General features: G+C 43.9%; 7 protein-coding genes. 1 reads left to right on the top strand and 6 read right to left on the bottom strand.

Going from position 1 to position 5,028, the window contains the following annotated elements; translation table 11 throughout:
* The 3 genes from AC6RNO_RS36425 to AC6RNO_RS36415 form a co-directional block, all read right to left on the bottom strand.
* On the bottom strand, positions 1 to 437 hold a 437-nt coding region (locus AC6RNO_RS36425; RefSeq protein ID WP_497108421.1), incomplete at its 3' end, for a hypothetical protein.
* A gap of 143 nt (positions 438 to 580) precedes the next feature.
* The gene (locus tag AC6RNO_RS36420; RefSeq protein WP_497108420.1) at positions 581 to 835 is read right to left on the bottom strand and encodes a hypothetical protein; all 255 of its coding nucleotides are present in this window, start codon (positions 833 to 835) and stop codon (positions 581 to 583) included.
* Positions 832 to 1,209 carry a recombinase family protein gene (locus AC6RNO_RS36415; protein ID WP_488438741.1) on the bottom strand — a complete coding sequence of 126 codons (378 nt, stop codon included), beginning with the start codon at positions 1,207 to 1,209 and terminating at the stop codon, positions 832 to 834. Before AC6RNO_RS36415 ends, AC6RNO_RS36420 begins: the two co-directional genes overlap by 4 nt.
* Before the next feature lie 164 nt (positions 1,210 to 1,373).
* Between AC6RNO_RS36415 and AC6RNO_RS36410 the strand changes: the two genes are divergently transcribed.
* Positions 1,374 to 1,574, top strand: a complete 201-nt coding sequence (locus AC6RNO_RS36410) for a helix-turn-helix domain-containing protein (RefSeq protein ID WP_488438740.1) — start codon at positions 1,374 to 1,376, stop codon at positions 1,572 to 1,574.
* A 566-nt stretch (positions 1,575 to 2,140) separates the two neighbouring features.
* Here the strand turns inward: AC6RNO_RS36410 and AC6RNO_RS36405 are convergent.
* The 3 genes from AC6RNO_RS36405 to AC6RNO_RS36395 all read right to left on the bottom strand — a co-directional run.
* Positions 2,141 to 2,704 carry a helix-turn-helix domain-containing protein gene (locus tag AC6RNO_RS36405; protein WP_488438739.1) on the bottom strand — a complete coding sequence of 188 codons (564 nt, stop codon included), beginning with the start codon at positions 2,702 to 2,704 and terminating at the stop codon, positions 2,141 to 2,143.
* Between the two features lie 497 nt (positions 2,705 to 3,201).
* Positions 3,202 to 3,738: a hypothetical protein gene (locus tag AC6RNO_RS36400; RefSeq protein ID WP_488438738.1), complete on the bottom strand. Its 537-nt coding sequence runs from the start codon at positions 3,736 to 3,738 to the stop codon at positions 3,202 to 3,204.
* Between the two features lie 16 nt (positions 3,739 to 3,754).
* The coding region (locus AC6RNO_RS36395; RefSeq protein WP_497108419.1) for a polymorphic toxin-type HINT domain-containing protein at positions 3,755 to 5,028 on the bottom strand (1,274 nt) is incomplete at its 5' end.

Raw genomic sequence — 5,028 nt, 5'->3', positions numbered from 1 at the left:
TTGTTCCGGGCATTCGTCTCCGCAAGCTTGTTGCCGGCCAAATCGTATTTGTATGTGAACGTATGCTGCTCAGGGTCCGTAACCTGTTCGACGCGGTTTAAGGCGTCATAAGCGTACCGGGTGACAAGTCCTCTCTCATTCCGCTCCGCCACGCGATTGCCGACTTCGTCGTAGGTGTATTGCTTGTAAACGTCGGCTCCGTTCACCTTGCGGATCACTTTATCCACGCGGTTCAGTTCATCATATGTGTAAGTTATGATGTACGGCTCCCGCTCTTCCCCCGCATACCGGTACGCCCGCGGATCGATTTGCTTCGTGCGGTTGCCGAGAACATCGTACTCGTAACCGGTTATGATGCGGATTTTGCCCACATATTCGGCATCCCGCAGCGCCGCGGCGTCACTCAAGCTTGCCGCATCCAAATCCGCTTCATCCACCAGCTTGATCCGTTTCAGCAGACTATGAAAGAGACGAGGTTAATCGACCAGATGTCGGTATCGTCTTCTTAGTATTTGTCCTAAGACGTACATTGAAGGGTAAGCCTATCCTTTCTTCCTCTGTAAACCCAACAAGAAGATTGTTATGTGCTCTGGTTTATGTCATGGGCAAGAAAGGCTTTCGCAAGCCGCAAATGAAGCAATTCCAAACGCATAGTTGCTTCCATCTGATGAACGTTGAGCAATACTTCTTCTGCTGTCAGCTTGTCAAGCTGTCCGCCATATCGATAAATATGGTCGTAGAGTGCATACTGACACATTTCCAACGCTTTCAATTGTTTATTGAAAGTATCTTCCTGTTCGACAAATCGATGATAGGTTTCCATTTGCTCGTTCATGAACGGTCACCGCCTATAGATTGGCTTAGAGTATAGCTCCTCGGCTTGAATATCGCCGTAGAATACAACCTTTGATAAAATGCTTTGCGGTCAAGGATTCGTTTGACCTGTACTAAATCGCTTGCCTTGTTGAATTGTAATACGATAACTACATCAATGGTTTCGAATAACATGCTCTGAAAGCCGATTCTATCCACTTCAAGGGTATCCTCGTCTACTTTCGACCCGCTGATTCTCGAATCGATGTAAATGTGCAATAAATTCCAACCTTGTTCCCGACAGTAGGAACGAATTTCGTCTTGATGATATGCTAAACTGTATCCATCTTTGGCTTTTCCACTTGTCGATACTCTGACATAACCGATGACACTCATCCTGTTTCTTCCCCCCGTTGCAGTAATTTCAATTTATGTAACGGTTAACCGAACTTTACTATGATTATATACCGCTTAACCGAAATAATCAATGTTATTTTCGATTCATGTGTTATAATCATAAGATACGCTAAAGCGTTACCGTCTATAGTGGAGGAAAGAGAATGTCGATTAAATTCCGTCTTCGAGAAATTCTTGATAATAAAGACATGACACAACGTGAATTGGCTAGACTAACGGGGCTACGCCCAAGTACAATCAATCATCTATGCTCAGAGCGAGTGGACAGGGTTTACCTTGAAACTCTTGAATTGATTTGCAAAGTACTTGACATCAACGTAAACGAACTCATAGAGATTAAGTGATAGACTTACTTTTACGGATTTAATGGTGCATAGAGACTTCATATGACTCAAACTATCCATAAACTATCCTAACACCTCCAACGCATTTAAACGCCTGTAAAAGCTTCCTGTTCAGCCTCAGAGCCATTGAGCAAGCCGCCCGAAGGGACAGGGCGGCGGCGGAACTCTATCTTCATTCTTGAGTAAAGTATCCGTAAAGAGTTATCCGCCGTCTTTATCATCCAAGAATCCAGAATCTCCCCCGAAATCGCAGACCGCCCACGGCGTGTCTGCTGTTTCTTTTTAAGTGACTCTTAGCTTGATTCTTCTTTAGTTGAATCTTATTTAATGATTCTTATTAGTGAGACTATCGGACGACTCTATGTCTACGATTCAGACTCTATGTCTAGCGTTGCCGACTCTCTGTCGGAATCGCGGACACATAGTCTGCAGCCTTCATTTCCTGCCTTTAACCAACCGTGTGACGGCTATCTGGACAGAGAGTCCACTGAAATAACAGACTCTCCATTATTGACCGCTGACATCTGGCGGAAATCGCTTGGCAAACGCCGTTGTTAGATACTGAGCTAGCTAGCCAATGTTTCCGTTTCAGCGAATTTATCCGTGGGGAAGCGTCTTTCATGAAGTCTTTGGAGTCGGGCGGTATACGCTGTGTAACCGTCACTCTTTATGACCTCTTGAATCCACAGCATCAGTTCCCTCTCGTTTACCTGCTTCCTCACACTGCCGATAAACTCATGTGTCTTCTCTGACACGAGCAAATACGGATGATGGTGAAGATAGTTCGGCAGGTAGTACGTGTTGTTCTTGCTCTGACTGACCAGAATCAGCTTCTTCTCGGCTAGACTCCCAATGTGACGTTCTACGGTCTTGGAACTGCACCCGATGTTTCGGGCAATCATCTCAATGGTGGGGTAACACTGACTCTGGTCGCTCATATACGCGATAATATCAACGAGAATCAGCTTCTCATACACGTTGAGTCCATAGCACCGATGAAGCTTTTGCGGCACGATGGTGTAGCCTTTGTGACATCCTGTAAAGTTGCTCTCTTTGGCAACCTCGTCCATGTACGTATTGGCGGCTTTATTGCTTTTAGTGAGCCAGAAATCATTGTATTTCGTTGTCATTTTGAATACCTTCCTTTGTCGTGTAGTATCGCCGCGCGGCGGCTGTGAAGTCAGGAAGGCGGCTAGCCTAAGCGTTACCTTGCCTGTTCAATGTCAACTGGTCGTCACCAGATTGCCTTTGCATAGTAACCATCGTTACTTATTGTCAGATAGTTGCGGAGGATTTTAAATTCCTCTTAATATTCATAGTCGATGTATGTCTGATGGAAGTTGCGGAAGGCATTTTATCTGGGAAAAACCGTAAGAAAGCGAAGGTTAGAAATTGGGCATGTAACATGGAGGTAACTGGGGATTATTGACGCGGCAGGGAAGAGGGCGGCGATACAAATAGGGTATACAATTCAAGCATAAATGCTGTACGTACAAAATTTTGACGGAATTTTGGTACGGGGATGATGAGGGTAAAGTTCTTCCGAGACTAGCCGCCCGAATCATTCGGCACTGGGTAGGGTATAAGAAAAAACCTTGAAGGAGCAATCCCTCAAGGTCTCATCTTGTTACAGTTGTTCGTTGTAGAGTATTCCTTCATTGTTAATTGCGTTGAATTCGGCAATTAATCGTACCATTTTAGGAACTGATGCCGTATTGAATCCAGAATATGTCATACCATCAATAACATTTTTAAGTACTCTTTTCCATTCTGATTGAAAAATTTCTTTTGTAGTTACAACATGACCGCTTTGTTTGAGTAAATTCTCGGTCTTTCCAACAACATTTTCCCACTCCGAACGAATCACCAGATTATTTGAATCCCATGTTAAATCCCACTTACATGCAAATGAATTTGATGGCCAGTGAACACTTATCTCCCCAGAAACTTTCGTCCTAAGGGTTTCAAGAATGTTTAAGATGTCATCTATCATCAGGCTCATGTCGTACTTGTACCCTATTGGAATACAAATGGTCTTCCACATAATTATCACATCTTCTGTCCAAAGAGGAAACACAATCTCAAGAGCATCAGACAAGGAAGATATATCTTCCTCATATTCCCCAGTAAATCTAGGACATCCTGCTTGAATTCTAAAATCCATAGGTAGTCTCCTTTTTCTATGGTGCAGGTGTTTCTGGTGGTGCAGGATAACCATGAAATGTACCCGAACCATTATTTCTTACCCAGATTCTTGTTGCATCCACTGTAGATCCATCAGGCATGTGTACTTTGGAAGTAGAGCCGCTAGGTAAATCAAACCATCCACCTTCACCAGGCTTTAATGTTGCTGCTTTTTCACCTGCAAACTCTAAATCCGCTTTGCTCCACTGCCCTTGGGGTAATCCAGACTTTTTAGCCATTGCAGGGCCTTCTTTCCAGTCCACCCCATGTTTCCCACTCTTAAGATATTTGGCCTCAGGACGTAAACCACAATCCCCGATATTATGAACCCAAATTCCTAAGTCACTTACAAAGTACGTATGGAAATCAGCAACAGTAAAATTATAAACCTTTACCTTTTCATCGTGTCGTACAATTTCTATGTTGTCAATCTTTAGATGATTTTCGTTACTTTGAACTAGTTCATCGCCAACCTTAAGGTCAACAGCGAGTACCCATCCCTTACCTTCAACCCAGAATGGATGATTATCAGTGGTTTCAATAACTTGGTTACCCAATGTCAACTTATAAGTTGTATCTTTCTCGTTGCGATGAAGGGCAGTAACTTCCTTGTAAGCCTGTTCGCCTGTCTCTTCATTCTTGGAAAGAACCTTATCTCCGACTTTAATGTCTTCGATATTTTTCTCCCCTTCGTCTGTGAAAACTTTGGTTCCGGCAGTGAAACAGTTGCATCCACCCACTAGCCTATTGGCCGATTTTTCCAGATCTGTAACTTCGTCAGCAACAGGTTTTTCAAGCTTGTTAGCTCCCTTAACGAGGGTATACACTTCGTCTCCGCTTTTCAAGACGCCAACAATCGGTACAAGTCCGATTCCATCCAGTGTTGTCTGTCCTGCGTGTCCCCACGTCCACTCCCAGTTTACAAGGTCTGCAGACACATCTCTCACATCTGCTGGCAAATCCAGCCCAGTAAGTCCCAAAAGAACTTGAGCTACGGTTCCTTCCGTCGTCACCTTATCTGTATAATTCCCAAGAATCACTTGCTCAAGCGCATCTTGGAGTCTGCTATGCTTCTCCTCTGGCGTATCGGTAACTCTAGAGTAACTATGCTTGGCTAAGATTCTATCCGCTTTCTCGATGACCTCGCTGTTTTCTTCAATTATAGTGTCTAGCCGCGATAAAGTCTCATCATACCCTTTCCTTACATTTCGAATCATAACAAGTTGTTTTTCTTCTTGCTTACGCAAGTCCTTTACTTCGTCTAACAGTG

This window comes from Paenibacillus sp. sgz302190 (genome assembly GCF_059820445.1).
This window is presented reverse-complemented; position numbering and strand designations above follow the sequence as displayed.

Coding starts and splice junctions, on each gene's coding strand:
- AC6RNO_RS36420 (WP_497108420.1), bottom strand. CDS start 835: ATGAACGAGCAAATGGAAACCTATCATCGATTTGTCGAACAGGAAGAT.
- AC6RNO_RS36415 (WP_488438741.1), bottom strand. CDS start 1,209: ATGAGTGTCATCGGTTATGTCAGAGTATCGACAAGTGGAAAAGCCAAA.
- AC6RNO_RS36410 (WP_488438740.1), top strand. CDS start 1,374: ATGTCGATTAAATTCCGTCTTCGAGAAATTCTTGATAATAAAGACATG.
- AC6RNO_RS36405 (WP_488438739.1), bottom strand. CDS start 2,704: ATGACAACGAAATACAATGATTTCTGGCTCACTAAAAGCAATAAAGCC.
- AC6RNO_RS36400 (WP_488438738.1), bottom strand. CDS start 3,738: ATGGATTTTAGAATTCAAGCAGGATGTCCTAGATTTACTGGGGAATAT.